The organism is Qipengyuania sp. SM2507 (genome assembly GCF_053714505.1).
Map to the genome: position 1 here is coordinate 2,211,689 of NZ_CM132307.1, position 16,511 is coordinate 2,228,199.

12 protein-coding genes are annotated in these 16,511 nt (G+C 65.3%); 8 read left to right on the forward strand and 4 right to left on the reverse strand.

Features of this window, described 5'->3' with window-relative positions; genetic code table 11:
* The first annotated feature begins 1 nt into the window (after position 1).
* Both ACWIKC_RS10890 and ACWIKC_RS10895 read left to right on the forward strand, forming a co-directional pair.
* Positions 2 to 943, forward strand: a complete 942-nt coding sequence (locus ACWIKC_RS10890; protein WP_454599485.1) for a histone deacetylase family protein — start codon at positions 2 to 4, stop codon at positions 941 to 943.
* Positions 944 to 947: 4 nt separating this feature from the next.
* Entirely contained in the window at positions 948 to 1,655 is a 708-nt protein-coding gene (locus ACWIKC_RS10895) for a murein L,D-transpeptidase catalytic domain-containing protein (RefSeq protein ID WP_454597525.1), read from the forward strand.
* A 45-nt stretch (positions 1,656 to 1,700) separates the two neighbouring features.
* On the opposite strand, the gene ACWIKC_RS10900 is transcribed toward ACWIKC_RS10895, so the two are convergent.
* Positions 1,701 to 3,170: a L,D-transpeptidase family protein gene (locus ACWIKC_RS10900; protein ID WP_454597526.1), complete on the reverse strand. Its 1,470-nt coding sequence runs from the start codon at positions 3,168 to 3,170 to the stop codon at positions 1,701 to 1,703.
* Positions 3,171 to 3,314: 144 nt separating this feature from the next.
* Between ACWIKC_RS10900 and ACWIKC_RS10905 the strand changes: the two genes are divergently transcribed.
* Both ACWIKC_RS10905 and acnA read left to right on the forward strand, forming a co-directional pair.
* Positions 3,315 to 4,220, forward strand: a complete 906-nt coding sequence (locus ACWIKC_RS10905; RefSeq protein ID WP_454597527.1) for a DMT family transporter — start codon at positions 3,315 to 3,317, stop codon at positions 4,218 to 4,220.
* Positions 4,221 to 4,339: 119 nt separating this feature from the next.
* Positions 4,340 to 7,015 (forward strand): aconitate hydratase AcnA, encoded by a 2,676-nt coding sequence (acnA, locus tag ACWIKC_RS10910; RefSeq protein ID WP_454597528.1) that lies wholly within the window; start codon positions 4,340 to 4,342, stop codon positions 7,013 to 7,015.
* A gap of 84 nt (positions 7,016 to 7,099) precedes the next feature.
* Here acnA and ACWIKC_RS10915 read toward each other — a convergent pair whose 3' ends face one another.
* The 3 genes from ACWIKC_RS10915 to ruvA form a co-directional block, all read right to left on the reverse strand.
* Complete coding sequence (locus tag ACWIKC_RS10915; protein WP_454597529.1) at positions 7,100 to 8,119, reverse strand: MYXO-CTERM sorting domain-containing protein; 1,020 nt, start codon at positions 8,117 to 8,119, stop codon at positions 7,100 to 7,102.
* 184 nt (positions 8,120 to 8,303) lie between these two features.
* Positions 8,304 to 9,338, reverse strand: coding sequence for a Holliday junction branch migration DNA helicase RuvB (gene ruvB / locus ACWIKC_RS10920; RefSeq protein WP_454597530.1), 1,035 nt, complete (start codon positions 9,336 to 9,338; stop codon positions 8,304 to 8,306).
* A 223-nt stretch (positions 9,339 to 9,561) separates the two neighbouring features.
* On the reverse strand, positions 9,562 to 10,164 hold the full coding sequence (ruvA, locus tag ACWIKC_RS10925; RefSeq protein ID WP_454597531.1) for a Holliday junction branch migration protein RuvA: 603 nt from the start codon (positions 10,162 to 10,164) through the stop codon (positions 9,562 to 9,564).
* A 95-nt stretch (positions 10,165 to 10,259) separates the two neighbouring features.
* Here ruvA and aroC point away from each other — a divergent pair, with 95 nt between their 5' ends.
* The 4 genes from aroC (at position 10,260) to katG (ending at position 16,503) form a co-directional block, all read left to right on the forward strand.
* Positions 10,260 to 11,330: a chorismate synthase gene (aroC, locus tag ACWIKC_RS10930; protein WP_454597532.1), complete on the forward strand. Its 1,071-nt coding sequence runs from the start codon at positions 10,260 to 10,262 to the stop codon at positions 11,328 to 11,330.
* Positions 11,331 to 11,756: 426 nt separating this feature from the next.
* Complete coding sequence (ahpC, locus tag ACWIKC_RS10935) at positions 11,757 to 12,323, forward strand: alkyl hydroperoxide reductase subunit C (RefSeq protein WP_454597533.1); 567 nt, start codon at positions 11,757 to 11,759, stop codon at positions 12,321 to 12,323.
* Positions 12,324 to 12,484: 161 nt separating this feature from the next.
* A complete protein-coding gene (gene ahpF, locus ACWIKC_RS10940; protein WP_454597534.1) occupies positions 12,485 to 14,074 on the forward strand; it encodes an alkyl hydroperoxide reductase subunit F in 1,590 nt (529 codons plus the stop codon).
* Between the two features lie 206 nt (positions 14,075 to 14,280).
* Positions 14,281 to 16,503 (forward strand): catalase/peroxidase HPI, encoded by a 2,223-nt coding sequence (gene katG, locus ACWIKC_RS10945; protein ID WP_454597535.1) that lies wholly within the window; start codon positions 14,281 to 14,283, stop codon positions 16,501 to 16,503.
* Positions 16,504 to 16,511: the final 8 nt, after the last annotated feature.

Below are 16,511 nucleotides of genomic sequence, written 5' to 3' on the forward strand. Positions count from 1 at the left end.
GATGCTCCACGTCGTCCATCACGTCGATTACATGGCGCCGCCGCCCGAGCGTGGCACATTCAAGTTCGACAAATACTACCTGGTGATGGAGGCGCTGCGCGCCAGCGGCGCGGCGATCACCGAACACGCGCCCGAACCGATGCCGCGCCACTGGCTCGAGGCGGTGCACGATCCCGGCTATGTCGACGAGGTGTTCCGCGCCGCGGTCCCGCGCGACAAGGAACGGCGGATCGGCTTTCCGGTGACCCCGCATATCGCCAGCCGGGTCCGCCATACCAATGGCGGGACCTGGCTCGCCGCGCAGCTGGCGCTGGAGCACGGCTATGCCGCCAACAGCGCGGCGGGGAGCCACCACGCGCTGCACGACACCGGCGCAGGCTATTGCGTGTTCAACGATCTGGCGGTCTGCGCGAACCGGCTGATCGCCCAAGGCGATGCGCGCCGCATCCTGATCGTCGATTGCGACGTCCACCAAGGCGATGGCACCGCCAGCCTGACGGCGACGCGCCCGGACATTTTCACGCTGTCGTTCCATGCCGAGAAGAACTTCCCGGTACGCAAGGCGCGTTCTGATCGCGATATCGGGCTGGCCGACGGGACCGACGATGCCGACTATCTCGCGGCGCTCGAACGCCATCTGCCAGAGGTCATCGAGCGGTTCGCGCCCGATCTGGTGCTCTACCAGGCGGGGGTCGATCCGCATCAAGACGACAAGCTCGGGCGGCTGGCGCTGAGCGATGCAGGGCTGGCAGCGCGCGATCGCTTCGTCGTCACCGAGGCCCGCCGCCGGGGACTGCCGATCGCCAGCGCGCTTGGCGGCGGATATGGGAACGACCAGCGCGCGGTGGCGCAGCGGCACGCCACCTCGATGCTGGCGATGGCGGAGACCAATCTGGCATTTGCGCGTTCATCTCCCGCTAGGGTAGAAGGTGCTAAAGGGTGAAACGATGAAACGCCGTGATCTTATCAAGGCCGGGCTGGCCGCTGGCGCGATCGCCGCGCTGCCGCTGCGCGCCGCCGCGCAGGCCAGCGGAACCTCGGTACGCGACCGCAAGCTGATCGAGCTCGCCCGCAGCGAGCTGGCGCGCGTGGGTGACGCGGTCTGGCGCCAGGATATCGTCGGGATTGCCGATTTCGGCGTGCATTCCGCGCACCGTCGCTTCCATTTCGTCGATCTCGCGGCGGAGCGGGTGGCGAGCTATCACGTCAGCCATGGCGATGGGTCGGATCCCGAGCACGATGGCTGGCTCAAGCGCTATTCCAACCTCGAAGGCTCGCACGCCACCAGCCGCGGCGCTTATATGACGCGCAGCTGGTATGTCGGGCGCTTCGGCACCTCGATCAGGCTCGACGGGCTCGATCCGACCAATTCCAACGCGCTCGACCGCGCGATCGTGATGCACAAGGCGCAATATGCGACCCCCGAGCATGTCGATCGCTGGGGGCGGCTGGGCCGCTCCAACGGTTGCCTGGCGATGGGTCCGGAGCAGTTCGACCGCGCGCTGATCGATCTGGCGGGCGGGCGGCTGGTGTTGGCGGGCAGCTACGGCATTGCCGATGACGGCAACACGATCACCCCGCCTGTGGTCCAGACCGACCTGCTGCGCCCCGAACGCGAGAACACCTTCCAGCGGACCAACCCCGGGGTCTACTGACCGGCCCGCCTGGAGGCGTACCGGTTCAGCAATCTCTGGCGGAGACTAAGCGCCTGGCGCCTCGAGCGGAATGATCTCCTCGCCCTGGATGCGCGAGCGATTGGCCATGCGCGGACGCTCGAACGATGCCATCACCGCCGCGTCGCGCCCGTAGATATCCTTGAAGGTGGTCAGATTGCCCTCCACATCGCGCGCCATGGTGAAATAGGTGATGTAGACCGGCCACTGGTTCTCGATCGGATAGGCGGTGTATTGGCCCGAAGCGGTGATCGCCTCGACCTCGCGCTGGATCGCGGGGATATCGTCCTTGCTCTTCATATTGCCCAGGATCGCCATGGTCATGGCCAGTTCGCGCGCGTCCTCGACGCGGATGCAGCCGTGGCTGAGCGCGCGGTTCTCACTGGCGAACAGCCCGCGCGACGGCGTGTCGTGCAGGAAGATCGCGTGGCGGTTGGGCATGTCGAGCTTCACCACCCCGAGCGCGTTCCGGGGCCCGGGTTGCTGGACCACGCTGATCCAGCCGTTGGCGCCGCGTGTCGCCGTGTAGCCCTGCGCCTTGGCCCAGGACGGGTTGCCGAGCACACGCGCGCCGAGGCCTTCACCCTGGACGATCGATTGCGGCACCGTCCAGGTCGGATTGAAGATCACACCCTCGACGATTTCGGCCAGCTGCGGCGTGGCCGTGCGCCCCGGCTTGCCGACGATGGTGCGATAGCTCTTGATGATCTTGTCGCGCACCGTCAGCCGGACCTGGAATTCGGGCACGTTGGTCATCAGGTACTTGCTACCCAGATCCTGCGGCAGCCAGCGCCAGCGATCCATATTGGCGCGGATAAGCTTGCGCTTGGACGTCTGGCCCTGCGGCGTTTCGGCGAGCGCCTCCTTGAGCAGCGCGTAATCGGGATGGACCGGGTCGAGCCCTTCGAGCGTCTCGACGATCGTGCCACTGGCGAGCGCATCCTTGAGCAGGCGAGCGGTGGGCATGCGATCTGCATCGGGGTCCATCACGAACCACTGCTTGCGCCCCTCCATTGGAGTGCGTCCGTCGCGCAAATCCTCGACCAGCCAGACGAAAGTGCGGCTGGCGACATCGTTGAGCGCGGCGCCCTCGCCCTGAGCGATCGCCGCGGCGAGCACGTCGGGGCCGTAATCCTGTGCATCGAGCCCCTCGGCGGCGATGCTGTCAATGAAACTGGCGAGTTGCTGTGCTTGCGGCAGCGACCATTCGCCGATCAGCACCGGCAGTTCCTGCACCACCTCGCCCGACTCCATCTCGATATCGCCGAAATTGTCGGCGACAGTAGGTTGGGGAGCCTGGCTGGGCGCGGGCTGCGGCGGGCGCGAATCATCATCGCCATCGCGGGTCTGCAATTGGGTGTAGTCGGGAAGCGGCTCGCTCACCGTCGCGGGTTCGGGGGGGAGCAGGTTCTGCGGCCCGCTGGGCTGCGCCTGCGCGCTGACCGCCAGAACCGCCGTGCCCGTCGCCAGGCCCAATATCATCTTGAAATTTTTCATAAGTCCCACCGGAAGCGCCATTCGGCATCTGTTTACGCGATATCGCGCCACCTTCCAATATCGCAGCTTAGCTGCACGTGAACTGGGACCGATTCCTGCCGGATTTACGTGACGCTGCAACGGCTCGCGCATAATGCTGCAAGCATGATGCAATCGCGGATCCTGCTCCCGATCGGCGCGGCTTTGCTCGGGGTCGCCTGCCTGTCGTTGATGGACGCCTTCATGAAAGGCGCGGCGCTGGCGGCGGGCACCTACAGCGCCACGCTGCTGCGTTCGGCGATCGGGACGCTGATGGCCGCGCCGGTCTGGCTGGCGCTTGGCGGACGCTGGCCCACCTGGCGGGTGATGAAGCTGCATCTCGAACGCGGGGTGGTTTCGGCCTTCATGGCGCTGTCGTTCTTTTACTCGCTGACCAAGCTGGGGATCGCCGAGGCGATCGCGATCAGCTTCGTCGCGCCGCTGCTCGCGCTCTATCTCGCGCGGGTGTTACTGGGCGAGACGATCCGCAAGCAGGCGGTCCTCGCCTCGCTCCTCGGCTTTGCTGGCACGCTGGTGATCGTCGGCGGCAAGCTGGGAGACGGCGAGTTCGACCGCGACACCGGGCTGGGGCTGGCGGCGATCCTGTTTTCCGCGCTGCTCTACGCCTATAATTTCATCATCATCCGGCGCCAGTCGCAGGTCGCCCGGCCGCTCGAGATCGCCGCCTTCCATTCGAGCGTCGCGGCGCTGGTCATGGCGCTGGCCGCACCGTTCCTGTTCGTCTGGCCCGGCGAGGCGGTGTTGCTCGACACCGCGCTGGCCGCGCTGCTCACCGTCGTCGGAGCGATGGCGATCGCCTGGGCCTATGCGCGCGCCGAGGCGCAGGTGCTGGTGCCGATGGAATATTCGGGTTTCCTGTGGGCGGCGCTGTTCGGCTGGCTGTTCTTCCGCGAGAGCGTGACCCTGCCGACCATCGCCGGGACCACGATCATCGTCGCGGCATGCTGGCTGGCTGCGCGCAATCCGCGCGCGGGTCGCGTGGTGCCGGCGACCGAACAGCGGGCGCTCTAGCGCGCGCCATCCATGCTGCCATCTTGATTTTCGCCCGCTTTCGGCGCAGGTGCGCGGCACATATCGCCGCCCCGGCCATTGGTCGGGTGAAGCCCCACTCAGGAAGGATTGACGCACGCATGACCCAGGTCGGCAAAGACACGCTCGGAACCCGCTCCACTCTCACCGTAAAGGGCAAGGACTACGCCTATTATTCCTTCGCCAAGGCGTCGGAGACAATCGGCGACGTGTCGAAGCTGCCGTTCAGCCTCAAGGTCCTGCTCGAGAACATGCTGCGCTTCGAGGATGGCGGTTTCACCGTCTCCACGAAAGACGCGCAGGCGATCGCCGACTGGCAGAAGGATCCCAGCACCGGCAAGGAAATCCAGTTCCGCCCGGCGCGCGTGCTGTTGCAGGATTTCACCGGCGTCCCTTGCGTGGTCGATTTGGCCGCAATGCGCGACGCGATCGGCAAGCTGGGCGGCGACACCGCCAAGATCAATCCGCAGGTCCCGGTCAATCTCGTGATCGATCACTCGGTCATGGTCGATGAATTCGGCCACCCCAAGGCCTTCGAGCAGAACGTCGAGCTCGAATACGCGCGCAATGCCGAGCGTTACGACTTCCTCAAATGGGGTTCCAAGAGCTTCAAGAACTTCTCCGCCGTGCCCCCGGGCACCGGCATCTGCCACCAGGTCAATCTGGAATATATCGGCAAGGGCGTGTGGTCGACCGAGGATGCGGACGGCCATGCGGTCGCCTATCCCGACACTTGCGTCGGCACCGACAGCCACACCACCATGATCAACGGTCTGGGCGTGCTCGGCTGGGGCGTCGGCGGGATCGAGGCCGAGGCGGCCATGCTCGGCCAGCCGATCTCGATGCTGCTTCCGCAGGTCGTCGGCTTCAAGCTGACCGGCGCGATGGCCGAAGGCGTCACCGCCACCGATCTGGTGCTGACCTGCGTCCAGATGCTGCGCGAGCGCGGCGTTGTCGGCAGCTTCGTAGAGTTCTACGGCCCCGGCGTGTCCACGCTCAGCCTCGCCGATCGCGCGACGATCGCCAATATGGCGCCCGAGTATGGCGCGACCTGCGGCTTCTTCGGCATCGACGAAAAGACGCTGGAATATATGCGCTTGACCGGCCGCGACGAGGACGCGCTGGCGCTGGTCGAAGCCTATGCCAAGGAACAGGGCATGTGGTTCACGCCCGAGAACGAGCCGGTGTTCAGCGACACGCTCGCGCTCGACATGAGCAAGGTGGTTCCCTCGCTCGCCGGCCCCAAGCGTCCGCAGGACCGCGTTGCGCTCCCCGAAGTGGACGAGCTGTTCAACACCGACCTCAAGACGGTCTACAAGAAGGACGGCCCGCACCGCGTCGCGGTCGAGGGCAAGGATCACGACATCGGCGACGGCGACGTCGTCATCGCCGCGATCACCAGCTGCACCAACACCTCCAACCCGGATGTGATGATTGCCGCCGGCCTGGTCGCGCAGAAAGCCAATGCGCGCGGGCTCAAGCCCAAGCCCTGGGTCAAGACCTCGCTCGCTCCCGGCTCGCAGGTGGTCACCGACTATTTGGTGAAGTCAGGCCTTCAGACCGATCTCGATGCGCTGGGCTTCGATCTGGTCGGCTATGGCTGCACCACCTGCATCGGCAATTCGGGCCCGCTGGCCCCGCCGATCAGCAAGGCGATCAATGGCAACGACATCGTCGCCGCCAGCGTGCTCTCGGGCAATCGCAATTTCGAAGGCCGCGTATCGCCCGACGTGCGCGCCAACTTCCTCGCCTCGCCGCCGCTGGTGGTCGCCTACTCGCTGCTGGGTACGGTGACGCAGGACATCACCGAGACCCCGATCGGGCAGGACCAGGACGGCAAGGACGTGATGCTCGCCGATCTGTGGCCGAGCAATCAGGAAATCGCCGACCATCGCGCGGCCAATATCGACCGCGGGATGTTCGAGCGCCGCTACGCCAATGTCTATGAAGGCGACGCGCACTGGCAGGGGATCAAGGTCGAGGCGTCGGACACCTATCGCTGGAACCCGACCAGCACCTATGTCGCCAGCCCGCCCTATTTCGACGGGATGGGGATGGAGCCCGCACCGATCACCGACATCACCGATGCCAAGCTGCTGGCGATCCTGGGCGATTCGACCACGACCGATCACATCAGCCCGGCCGGTTCGATCAAGGAAGACAGCCCGGCGGGCGAGTATCTGAACAGCCACCAGGTCGCCAAGGCGGATTTCAATTCCTACGGCAGCCGCCGCGGCAATCACGAGGTGATGATGCGCGGCACCTTCGCCAATATCCGCATCCGCAACGAGATGGTTCCGGGCGTCGAGGGTGGCTTCACCACCTTCGAGGGCGAGCAGATGCCGATCTACGACGCGGCGATGAAGCACAAGGAAAACGGCACCCCGCTGGTGGTCGTCGCTGGCAAGGAATATGGCACCGGCTCGAGCCGCGACTGGGCCGCCAAGGGCACGATCCTGCTGGGTGTGCGTGCGGTCATCGTCGAGAGCTTCGAGCGCATCCACCGCTCCAACCTGATCGGCATGGGCGTGCTGCCGCTGCAGTTCACCAATGGCGAGACGCGCCAGAGCCTGGGTCTGGGCCCCGACGACACTTTCACCATCAAGGGGCTGGCTGATCTCTCGCCGAGCCAGGAGATCGAGGTCGAGGTGACCCATGCCGACGGCCCGGTGAAGACCTTCACCACCAAGTGCCGCATCGATACCGCCAACGAGATGGAGTATTACCGCAACGGCGGCATCCTCCACTACGTGCTGCGCAAGCTCGCCACCGACTGAGCGCACTCGACAGTAGCCCAAAAGAAAGGGCGGCTCCCCGTGCTGGGGAGCCGCCCTTTCTTGTAACGTCGAGTGGGGTTTCGCTCAGGCGATCCGCTTGCGCGCGAACAGTGCGGCCAGCTTGCGTCGGCGCAGCACTGCTGCGGCGGCAAGGCCGAACAGCGCCATCATCGGCGGCGCAGGAACATCGGTTCCGCTGGTGGTGCCGCTGGTCGAGCTGACATCGCCCGAAGTACTCGAGCTCGAGGAAGTCGAGCTGCTCGAACTGGACGAGCTGGAGCTCGAAGTCGAGGAACTGGTGCTCGAGGTGATGTTACCCGAGGTCGAGGTGCTGGTCGAAACATCGCCCGAGCTGCTGCTCGAGACATCGCCCGAGGAGCTGGAGGTGGTGGTGCTGCTGACCGCGCCGGTGGAAGTGCTGACCGCACCGGTCGAACTGCTCACCGCTCCGGTCGAGCTGCTGACCGCGCCCGTGCTGGTCGATGTGCTGACTGCCCCGGTGCTGGTCGACACCCCGCCGGTGGTGGTCGAGGTCGAGGAACCGCCGCTCGAGTTCTCGTTCGAATTGTCGATATCGACGATGATGTCGCCGTCGAAACCGCTGGTCGAGGTCGTGGTGGTGGTCGTCGTCGTACCGGGCGTACCGCTGGTGGTTTCGCCGCTGGTGGTGTTGACCACCACGCTGGTGCTGCCGCCGCTGCTGCCGCCGAAGAAACCTCCGAAAAAGCCGCCGCCGCCGCCGAAGCCGCCACCGAAGCCGCCGCCACCCGAGGGGATCGAGCGCGCCGCACCGCCGCCGCCGGCCAGCGGCCGCGCTTCGGGAAGCGGCGGCACCGGTACCGGGGCCAGCACGGTGCGATAGACCGGCTCGACCGGGCGTTCGATCGTCCGGGCGCGGACCGGCTCGCGCCGGGGCACCGTCCGCTGCGCCACCGGGCGCGGGGTCGGTTTGATCATCTTGATCTGGCGCGGCTCGGCCTTCGCCGATTTGAACGACGGGCTGTCGGTGATCGGCTTCTCGGCGACATGCACCGCGCCGCCCGCCAGGAGCGCACCACCGGCAGCGGTGGCCGAGAGTTTTGCGAGAGCTGCTTTTACCGACATCGTTCAAATTCCTGTTTCGACCGGCACTCTGGCCCAGGACGGGTCATTACACCGAAAAAGCCTTTGTGCAGATTCGTTTACTATCCGCGTGATGGCTAAAAAGTAAATTCCCATCCGAAAAGCCAGCCGTTTGACTGCCCTGTCCCGCAGCGGGACCCGGCGCGGGGCAAACCTTACCGAGCTCTCAACCCTCTTCGTCGAACAAGTTCGACTGGCCTGAGGGCCCCGGAGCGGCGAGCCCCAGATGCCGCCAGCCGCCCTCGTTGAGGCAGCGTCCGCGCGCGGTGCGGGCGATGAGGCCCAGCTGGATGAGATAAGGCTCGATCACCTCCTCCACCGTGTCGCGCGGCTCCGACAGGCCGGCCGCGAGCGTCTCGACGCCCACCGGACCGCCGGCGTAGGTGGTCGCGATCATCGTGAGATAGCGCCGGTCCATCGCGTCGAGACCGAGCGAATCGACTTCGAGCCGGGTCAGCGCGGCATCGGCGACCTTGGCGGTGACCGTGCCGTCCCCCGCTACATGAGCAAAATCGCGCACCCGCCGCATCAACCGCCCCGCGACGCGCGGCGTACCGCGGCTGCGCCGCGCGATCTCGCGGGCGCCGCCTTCGTCGATTCCCAGCTCGAGCAGGCCAGCCCCGCGCGTGACCACCTTGAGCAATTCGTCCTCGGTGTAGAAATTGAGCCGCACCGGAATCCCGAAGCGGTCGCGCAAGGGGGTGGTCAGCAGCCCCTGCCGCGTGGTCGCGCCGACCAGCGTGAAGGCCGGCAGGTCGATTCGCACGCTGCGCGCCGAGGGGCCCTCGCCGATGATGATGTCGAGCGCGCGGTCCTCCATCGCCGGGTAGAGGATTTCCTCGACCACCGGATTAAGCCGGTGGATCTCGTCGATGAACAGCACGTCGTGGGGTTCGAGATTGGTCAGCAGCGCGGCCAGATCGCCCGCCTTGGCGATCACCGGACCCGAGGTGGAGCGAAAGCCGACCCCGAGCTCGCGCGCGACGATCTGCGCCAGCGTGGTCTTGCCCAGCCCCGGCGGCCCGAAGAACAGGACATGGTCCAGCGCCTCGCCGCGCGACCGCGCGGCCTCGATGAACACCCGCAAATTCTCGCGCGCAGCCCGCTGGCCGACGAATTCGGCCAGCGACTTGGGCCGCAGCGCCGCGTCGGGGTCGTCCGGCTGGAGGGCGGGGGTGTGAAGGGGGATCGGGTCGGTCACCAATTGTCGTCCTGTCGAACTGCATCCGCACAATATGCGCTCGGCAAGGCGCCGCCGACCCAGGTTCCGCCCTGCGCCTGACATTCTCGAACGGCCTCTCGAAATTCTAGAGCCCGGTCGACGACCGATCCGATTAGCAACCCAACAACGATTGCAACCGAGCCCCATAGCTTGATCGCAGGGTTCAACTTGATGTTGCCCATGATGCCTCGCACGAACAACATCACCCCGCCGCCTTCTTCAGCGCCACGCGGATCAGTTCGCCTTCGCTCGCGCCCTCGCCCAGCTCGCTCTGCGCGCGGGCGACGGCCTGCGCGGCCACGGCGGGTTTGAAGCCGAGGTTCTGCAGCGCCGAGACCGCGTCGGCGCTCGCCCCGCCCGCCGGTACCGCCGCGAGCCCCGCGCCGTCGCCGCCGCCGGGCAGCGCGCCCGCCTTGTCCTTCAATTCGTTGACGATCCGCGCCGCGAGCTTGGGGCCCACGCCTTGCGCGCGCGCCAGCGTGGCCGCGTCGACCCGCGCGCAAGCGTCGCGCAATTCGCCCGGCGAGAGCGCCGAGAGGATCGCCAGCGCGACCTTGCTGCCCACGCCCTGCACCCCGGTCAGCAGCCGGAACCAGTCGCGCTCGCCGGCTTCGGCGAACCCGAGAAGTCGCATGTCGTTCTCGCTCACCTGCAGATCGGTGAACAGGGTGCAGGCCTCGCCAGCCGCGCCCAGCGCCGCCAACGTCTTTGACGAGCAATGGACCAGATAGCCCACGCCTGCGACATCGATCACCGCCCAGTCGGGGCCGGTGTCGTCGAGCAGGCCCTTGAGCTTGGCGATCATGGCATAAATCCGGACATGCTTTGTTCTAGGCCAAGCGGGCACAATCGGTCCAGCGCCGATGGACTTGCGCCCACATATTCGGGCATGTGGCTGGCATGACCTGGAACACCTTCGGACGCGTCTTGCGCTTCACCACCTGGGGCGAGAGCCATGGACCCGCGATCGGCGCGGTGGTCGACGGCTGCCCGCCGGGGCTGACGCTCGCCGAAAACGATATCCAGCCCTTCCTCGATGCGCGCAAACCGGGGCAGTCGAAATACACCACCCAGCGGCGCGAGGCCGACGAAGTGCGGATTCTCTCGGGGGTCTTCGAGGGCCGCACCACTGGCACCCCGATTTCGCTGCTGATCGAGAACACCGACCAGCGATCGAAGGATTATTCCGAAATCGCCAACACCTACCGCCCCGGCCACGCCGATTACGCCTATGATGCGAAATACGGCTTTCGCGATTATCGCGGCGGCGGGCGCAGTTCGGCGCGCGAGACCGCCATGCGCGTGGCGGCGGGCGCGGTGGCGCGGCTGGTCATGCCCGAGGTGACGATCCTGGCCTATGTCGCCGAGATCGGCGGCGATGCGATCGACCCGGCGGCGTTCGACGCGGAGGAAATCGCGCGCAATCCTTTCTGGTGCCCTGATGCGAGCGCGGCAAAGCGCTGGGAGGCGCTGGTGGACGATGCGCGCAAGGCCGGGTCGTCGCTGGGTGCGGTGGTCGAGTGCGTGGCAACCGGCGTTCCGGCCGGCTGGGGCGCGCCGATCTATGCCAAGTTGGACGGCGACCTTGCGGGAGGCATGATGAGCGTCAACGCCGTGAAAGGGGTCGAGATCGGCGACGGGTTCGACGCCGCGCGGCTGACGGGCGAACAAAACGCCGATGCCATGCGCCCTGGCGAGGATGGCTCGCCCGAATTCGCCGCCAATCACGCAGGAGGGATCGCGGGCGGCATTTCCACCGGCCAGCCGGTGATTTGCCGCGTCGCCTTCAAGCCGACGAGTTCGGTCCTTACGCCCGTTGCCAGCGTGGATCGGCAGGGAGAGGCAACCGAGGTGCGAACCAAGGGCCGCCACGACCCCTGCGTCGGCATCCGCGGCACACCCGTGGTCGAGGCGATGATGGCGCTGGTGCTGGCGGACCACAAACTGCTGCACCGCGCGCAATGCGGGTAACGGCCGGTCGGCAAACGACCCATTTGCAGACATTCAGGACATATGCCAAAGCCGCGTTATGAAGGCTTGGCAATCTTGGTCCTTATTCGGGTTAGCGTGTGGTGTAATCGCATATTTTGTAACCGACGAGTGGGGCGCGAGAGCGGTTACCTATATCTTTCTTTTCTCTGTCCCAGTTGTTTGGGTTGCGAGGAAGATGCGCAGGCTAGATTGACCGCTTCCCACCCAATACCAGACATAGAAGACCCACTCAGCACCCCGATCGATTGCATCAAACGCAACGAAATCAGCGGCCAGTCGCGTTTTGCGAAAGTTCCACGCCACTGATTGATAATTCCGATGTTAGCAATCGCACAAAAGCGCTTTTGTGCGGCGCAACACACCCTATCTCCTGACCATCAGTTTCACCCGATTTAGGAGATTCTCATGGGTATCATCGGCAGCCAGATCAAACCGTTCAAAGCCAACGCCTTCCAGGCCGGCAAGGACTTTTTCGAAGTCACGCAGGACGATATCGCCGGCAAATGGGCGGTGTTCTTCTTCTATCCCGCCGACTTCACCTTCGTCTGCCCGACCGAACTCGAAGATCTCGGCGAGCACTACGACATGCTCCAGAAGATGGGCGTCGAAGTCTATGGCATCTCGACCGACACGCATTTCGCCCACAAGGCTTGGCACGACACCAGCGAGCGCATCGGCAAGCTCAAGTTCGCTTTCCTCGGCGACCAGCTCCACACGCTGTCGAAGAATTTCGACGTGCTGCGCGAGGACATTGGCCTCGCCGACCGTGCGACCTTCGTCATCGATCCCGATGGCGTGATCCAGATCATGGAGCAGACCTGCGAAGGCGTCGGCCGCAATGCGAACGAACTGACCCGCAAAATCAAGGCCGCGCAATACGTCCGCAACAATCCGGGCCAGGTGTGCCCCGCGGCGTGGGAAGAAGGCGGCGACACGCTGGCTCCTTCGCTCGACCTCGTCGGCAAGATCTGATTTTTCGGATCTGAATTGATACCGCGGCCGTCGTTTCGACGGTGGCCGCGAAGCGCCCGGGCCTCGCCTGGGCTGCTGGAAGGCCCGGGGTGTACCCTCCCCCCTCCCGTCCCGGGCCTTTTTGCTTTTTCCGTTTTCGGCTTTCGCCAACAGGATTTGCCATGCTTGACGCCAGTCTCACCCAGCAGCTGAAGACCTATCTCGCCAATCTGCGCGAGCCGGTCGAACTCGTTGCCTCGCTCGGCGATGACGCGAAATCGCAGCAGACGCGTGAGCTGATCGAACAGATCGCCGCGCTGCACGATGATGTCAGTGCCAGCTTCGACGGCACCGACGAGCGCACGCCCAGCTTCGTGATCCGCCGCGCCAGCGACGCGACCAAATGGGTCCGCTTCGCAGGTCTGCCCACGGGGCACGAGTTCACCTCGCTGGTGCTGGCGCTGCTGTGGGCCGGCGGCCACCCGCCCAAGGTCGACGCCGATCTGATCGAGCAGGTCCGCGCGCTCGAGGGTGACTACAATTTCGAGATGTATTTCTCGCTCTCGTGCCACAATTGCCCGGACGTGGTGCAGGCGCTGGTGCTGATGGCGCTCGAAAACCCGCGTATCACTGCCACGCTGATCGAGGGCGGCGCCTTTCAGAACGAGGTCGAGGAGCGCGGCGTGATGGCCGTTCCCGCGACCTTCCTCAACGGCGAAAGTTTCTACAACGGCAAGATGGAGCTGGCCGAGATCCTCGCCAAGCTCGACAAGGGCAGCGGCGCCAAGGCGGCCGAGAAACTGTCCGCCAAGGAGCCATTCGAAGTGCTGATCGTCGGCGGCGGCCCCGCGGGCGCATCATCGGCGATCTACACCGCGCGCAAGGGCTTCCGCACCGGGATTGCCGCAGAGCGTTTCGGCGGTCAGTTGCACGACACGCTGGGGATCGAGAACCTTCCCGGCACCGCCTATACCGAAGGCCCCAAGCTGGCCACGCAGCTGGAAACGCATGTCGGCGAATACGAGATCGACCTGATGAACCTCGCCACCGCGGCCAAGCTGGTTCCGGCCAGGGAAAAGGGCGGCATGCACCGGCTCGAGCTTGGCAATGGCGCCACGCTCAGCGCGCGCAGCCTGATCCTCTCGACTGGCGCGCGCTGGCGCAATATGGGCGTTCCGGGCGAGGCCGAATACCGCAACAAGGGCGTCGCCTATTGCCCGCATTGCGACGGCCCGCTGTTCAAGGGCAAGCGCATCGCGGTGATCGGTGGCGGGAATTCCGGCGTCGAGGCGGCGATCGACCTTGCGAAGATCGTCGGCCATGTCACGCTGATCGAGTTCGACACCAAGCTGCGCGCCGATGAAGTGCTGCAGGCCAAGCTGCGCAGCCTTCCCAATGTCGAAATCATCACCTCGGGCCAGACCACCGAGATCACCGGCGACGGCAACCGGGTCAACGGCCTGGTGGTCAAGGATCGCAATTCGGGCAACGAGCGGGCGATCGAACTGGCCGGCGTTTTCGTCCAGATCGGGCTGGTCCCCAACACCGAATGGCTCAGGGAAAGTGGGCTCGAACTCTCGCAGCATGGCGAGATCGTCATCGACGAGGAAGGCCGCACCAATCTGCCCGGCGTGTTCGCGGCGGGCGATGTCACCACCGTGCCCTACAAGCAGATCGTGGTGGCGATGGGCGAAGGCTCGAAGGCCGGGCTCTCCGCCTTCGACTACCTCATCCGCAACGAGCCGGTGGAAGACATCGCGAAGGCCGCCTGACACCACCGAGCAAACTGAATTCTTAGCGCCGTCGTCCCCCGTGGATGGCGGCGCTTTTCGTATGGATGCTCCGCTTGCCGCACCATCGCTTAAGGCAATCAATTCGACGCATTTAATCGATTGGACGAATGATCGCCGAGCCGTCATCTTGGTCAGGTAGCTCAGGCAAGACCTGAGTCGATTGATGAAACTAGAGGAGAGAGCCCATGGACGCGAAGACAGGTGATATCAGCGGCGGATGCCCCTTCAGCGGTGACGGAGGCGTGCGCGCCCTGCTCGGCCGGACCAACCGCGACTGGTGGCCCGACTCGCTCGACCTTCACATCCTCACTCAGGGCGGCGCTTCGCCCGATCCGATGGGCGAGGATTTCGATTATGCCGAAGCCTTCAACGTGCTCGACTACAAGGCGCTCAAGGACGACCTTACCGCGCTGATGACCGACAGCCAGCCCTGGTGGCCGGCGGATTACGGCCATTACGGCCCGTTCTTCATCCGCATGGCCTGGCACGCAGCCGGCACCTATCGCACCGGCGACGGTCGCGGCGGTGCCTCCTCCGGCCAGCAGCGCTTCGCCCCGCTCAACAGCTGGCCCGACAATGGCAATCTCGACAAGGCGCGCCGCCTGCTGTGGCCGATCAAGCAGAAGTACGGCAAGCACATCAGCTGGGCCGATCTGTTCGTCCTCACCGGCAATGTCGCGATCGAGAGCATGGGCGGGCCCGTGTTCGGCTTCGGCGGCGGGCGCAAGGACGTCTACGAGCCGGAACAGGACATTTATTGGGGTAGCGAGGAACAGTGGGTCGACGAAGGCGTCGCCACGCGCATCCTGCCCGACGAGGGCAAGGCGCTGGAGAACCCGCTCGCCGCGATCCAGATGGGCCTGATCTACGTCAATCCCGAAGGGCCGGGCGGCAATCCGCACGATCCCGAGGGCATGGCGCGCGACATGAAGGAAACCTTCGCGCGCATGGCCATGAACGACGAGGAAACCGTCGCGCTGACCGCCGGCGGCCACGCCTTCGGCAAGTGCCACGGCGCCGAGCCCTCCGACACGTTTGGCAAGGCCCCCGAGGGTGAAGCGCTGCATTCGATGGGCTTCGGCTGGCTGACCGACCCCGAGGAGATCGGCAAGGGCCATATCACCACCTCCGGCATCGAAGGCGCGTGGACTCCGAACCCGACGCAGTGGGGCGGCGACTATTTCCGCCTGCTGTTCAAATACGAATACGAGCTGGTGCAGAGCCCGGCGGGCGCGAACCAGTGGACGCCGATCGATCCCGAAGAAGCCGACATGGCACCGGACGCGCGGGACCCGAACAAGAAGGTCCCGACGATCATGACCACCGCCGACATGGCGCTGAAGCGGGACCCGGCCTATCGCGCGATTTCCGAACGCTTCCGTGACGATCAGGCCGCGCTGGACGATGCCTTCGCCCGTGCCTGGTTCAAGCTGACGCATCGCGACATGGGCCCCAAGGTCCGTTACATGGGCCCCGAAGTTCCGTCCGAAGAGCTGATCTGGCAGGACCCGATCCCCGCCGGCAAGCAGCTGTCGGATGGCGAAGCATCCGCCTTCAAGTCCAAGGTCATGGAGAGCGGGCTGACGGTGGCCGAACTGGTCAAGGCAGCATGGGCTTCCGCCAGCACCTACCGCAAGTCCGACCATCGCGGCGGCGCCAATGGCGCGCATATCCGCTTCGACGAACTGCGGAACTGGAAGGTCAACGATCCCGAGGAACTGAGCAAGGTCCTGGCCAAGCTGGACGAGCTGCGCGGCGACATCTCGATGGCCGATGCCATCGTGCTGGGCGGCGCAGCGGCCATCGAAAAGGCGTTGAAGGACGGCGGTTTCGGCATGGCAGTCAACGTCACCACCGGACGCGGCGATGCCACGCAGGAGCAGTTCGACGCCGAAAGCTGGGAGCCGCTGGAACCGTTTGCCGACGGTTTCCGCAACTACCTAAAGACCAGCGCCAGCGTGAAGACCGAGGACATGCTGGTAGACCGCGCCAATCTGCTGGGTCTGTCGATCCCCGAAATGACCGTACTGGTCGGCGGGATGCGCGTGCTTGGCGCGGTGAGCAAGCATACCCAGCACGGCAACACGATCGGCGTGCTGACCGACAAACCGGGCGTGCTGTCGAACGATTACTTCGTGAACCTGCTCCACATGGGTACGTTGTGGGAAGTGGTCGACGAAAGCGGTGACGAGGAATTCGTCGGCAAGTGCCGCCTGGAGGGCCACGAGAAATGGCGCGCCACACGCACCGATCTGGTCTTCGGTTCCAACTCGCAATTGCGCAGCGTGGCCGAAGTCTATGCCGAGAACGGCCACGAGGAAAAGTTCGCGCGCGACTTCGTTGCCGCCTGGACCAAGGTGATGGACGCGGACAGGTTCGATCTGACCTGCGCCAAATACCACGCGTAAGGCGGTTT

What these genes read in the sequence shown, in the direction of transcription:
- ACWIKC_RS10905 (WP_454597527.1), top strand. Translation starts at nt 3,315, where the DNA reads ATGATGCAATCGCGGATCCTGCTCCCGATCGGCGCGGCTTTGCTCGGG.
- acnA (WP_454597528.1), top strand. Translation starts at nt 4,340, where the DNA reads ATGACCCAGGTCGGCAAAGACACGCTCGGAACCCGCTCCACTCTCACC.
- ACWIKC_RS10915 (WP_454597529.1), bottom strand. Translation starts at nt 8,119, where the DNA reads ATGTCGGTAAAAGCAGCTCTCGCAAAACTCTCGGCCACCGCTGCCGGT.
- ahpF (WP_454597534.1), top strand. Translation starts at nt 12,485, where the DNA reads ATGCTTGACGCCAGTCTCACCCAGCAGCTGAAGACCTATCTCGCCAAT.
- ACWIKC_RS10890 (WP_454599485.1), top strand. Translation starts at nt 2, where the DNA reads ATGCTCCACGTCGTCCATCACGTCGATTACATGGCGCCGCCGCCCGAG.
- aroC (WP_454597532.1), top strand. Translation starts at nt 10,260, where the DNA reads ATGACCTGGAACACCTTCGGACGCGTCTTGCGCTTCACCACCTGGGGC.
- katG (WP_454597535.1), top strand. Translation starts at nt 14,281, where the DNA reads ATGGACGCGAAGACAGGTGATATCAGCGGCGGATGCCCCTTCAGCGGT.
- ahpC (WP_454597533.1), top strand. Translation starts at nt 11,757, where the DNA reads ATGGGTATCATCGGCAGCCAGATCAAACCGTTCAAAGCCAACGCCTTC.
- ACWIKC_RS10895 (WP_454597525.1), top strand. Translation starts at nt 948, where the DNA reads ATGAAACGCCGTGATCTTATCAAGGCCGGGCTGGCCGCTGGCGCGATC.
- ACWIKC_RS10900 (WP_454597526.1), bottom strand. Translation starts at nt 3,170, where the DNA reads ATGAAAAATTTCAAGATGATATTGGGCCTGGCGACGGGCACGGCGGTT.
- ruvA (WP_454597531.1), bottom strand. Translation starts at nt 10,164, where the DNA reads ATGATCGCCAAGCTCAAGGGCCTGCTCGACGACACCGGCCCCGACTGG.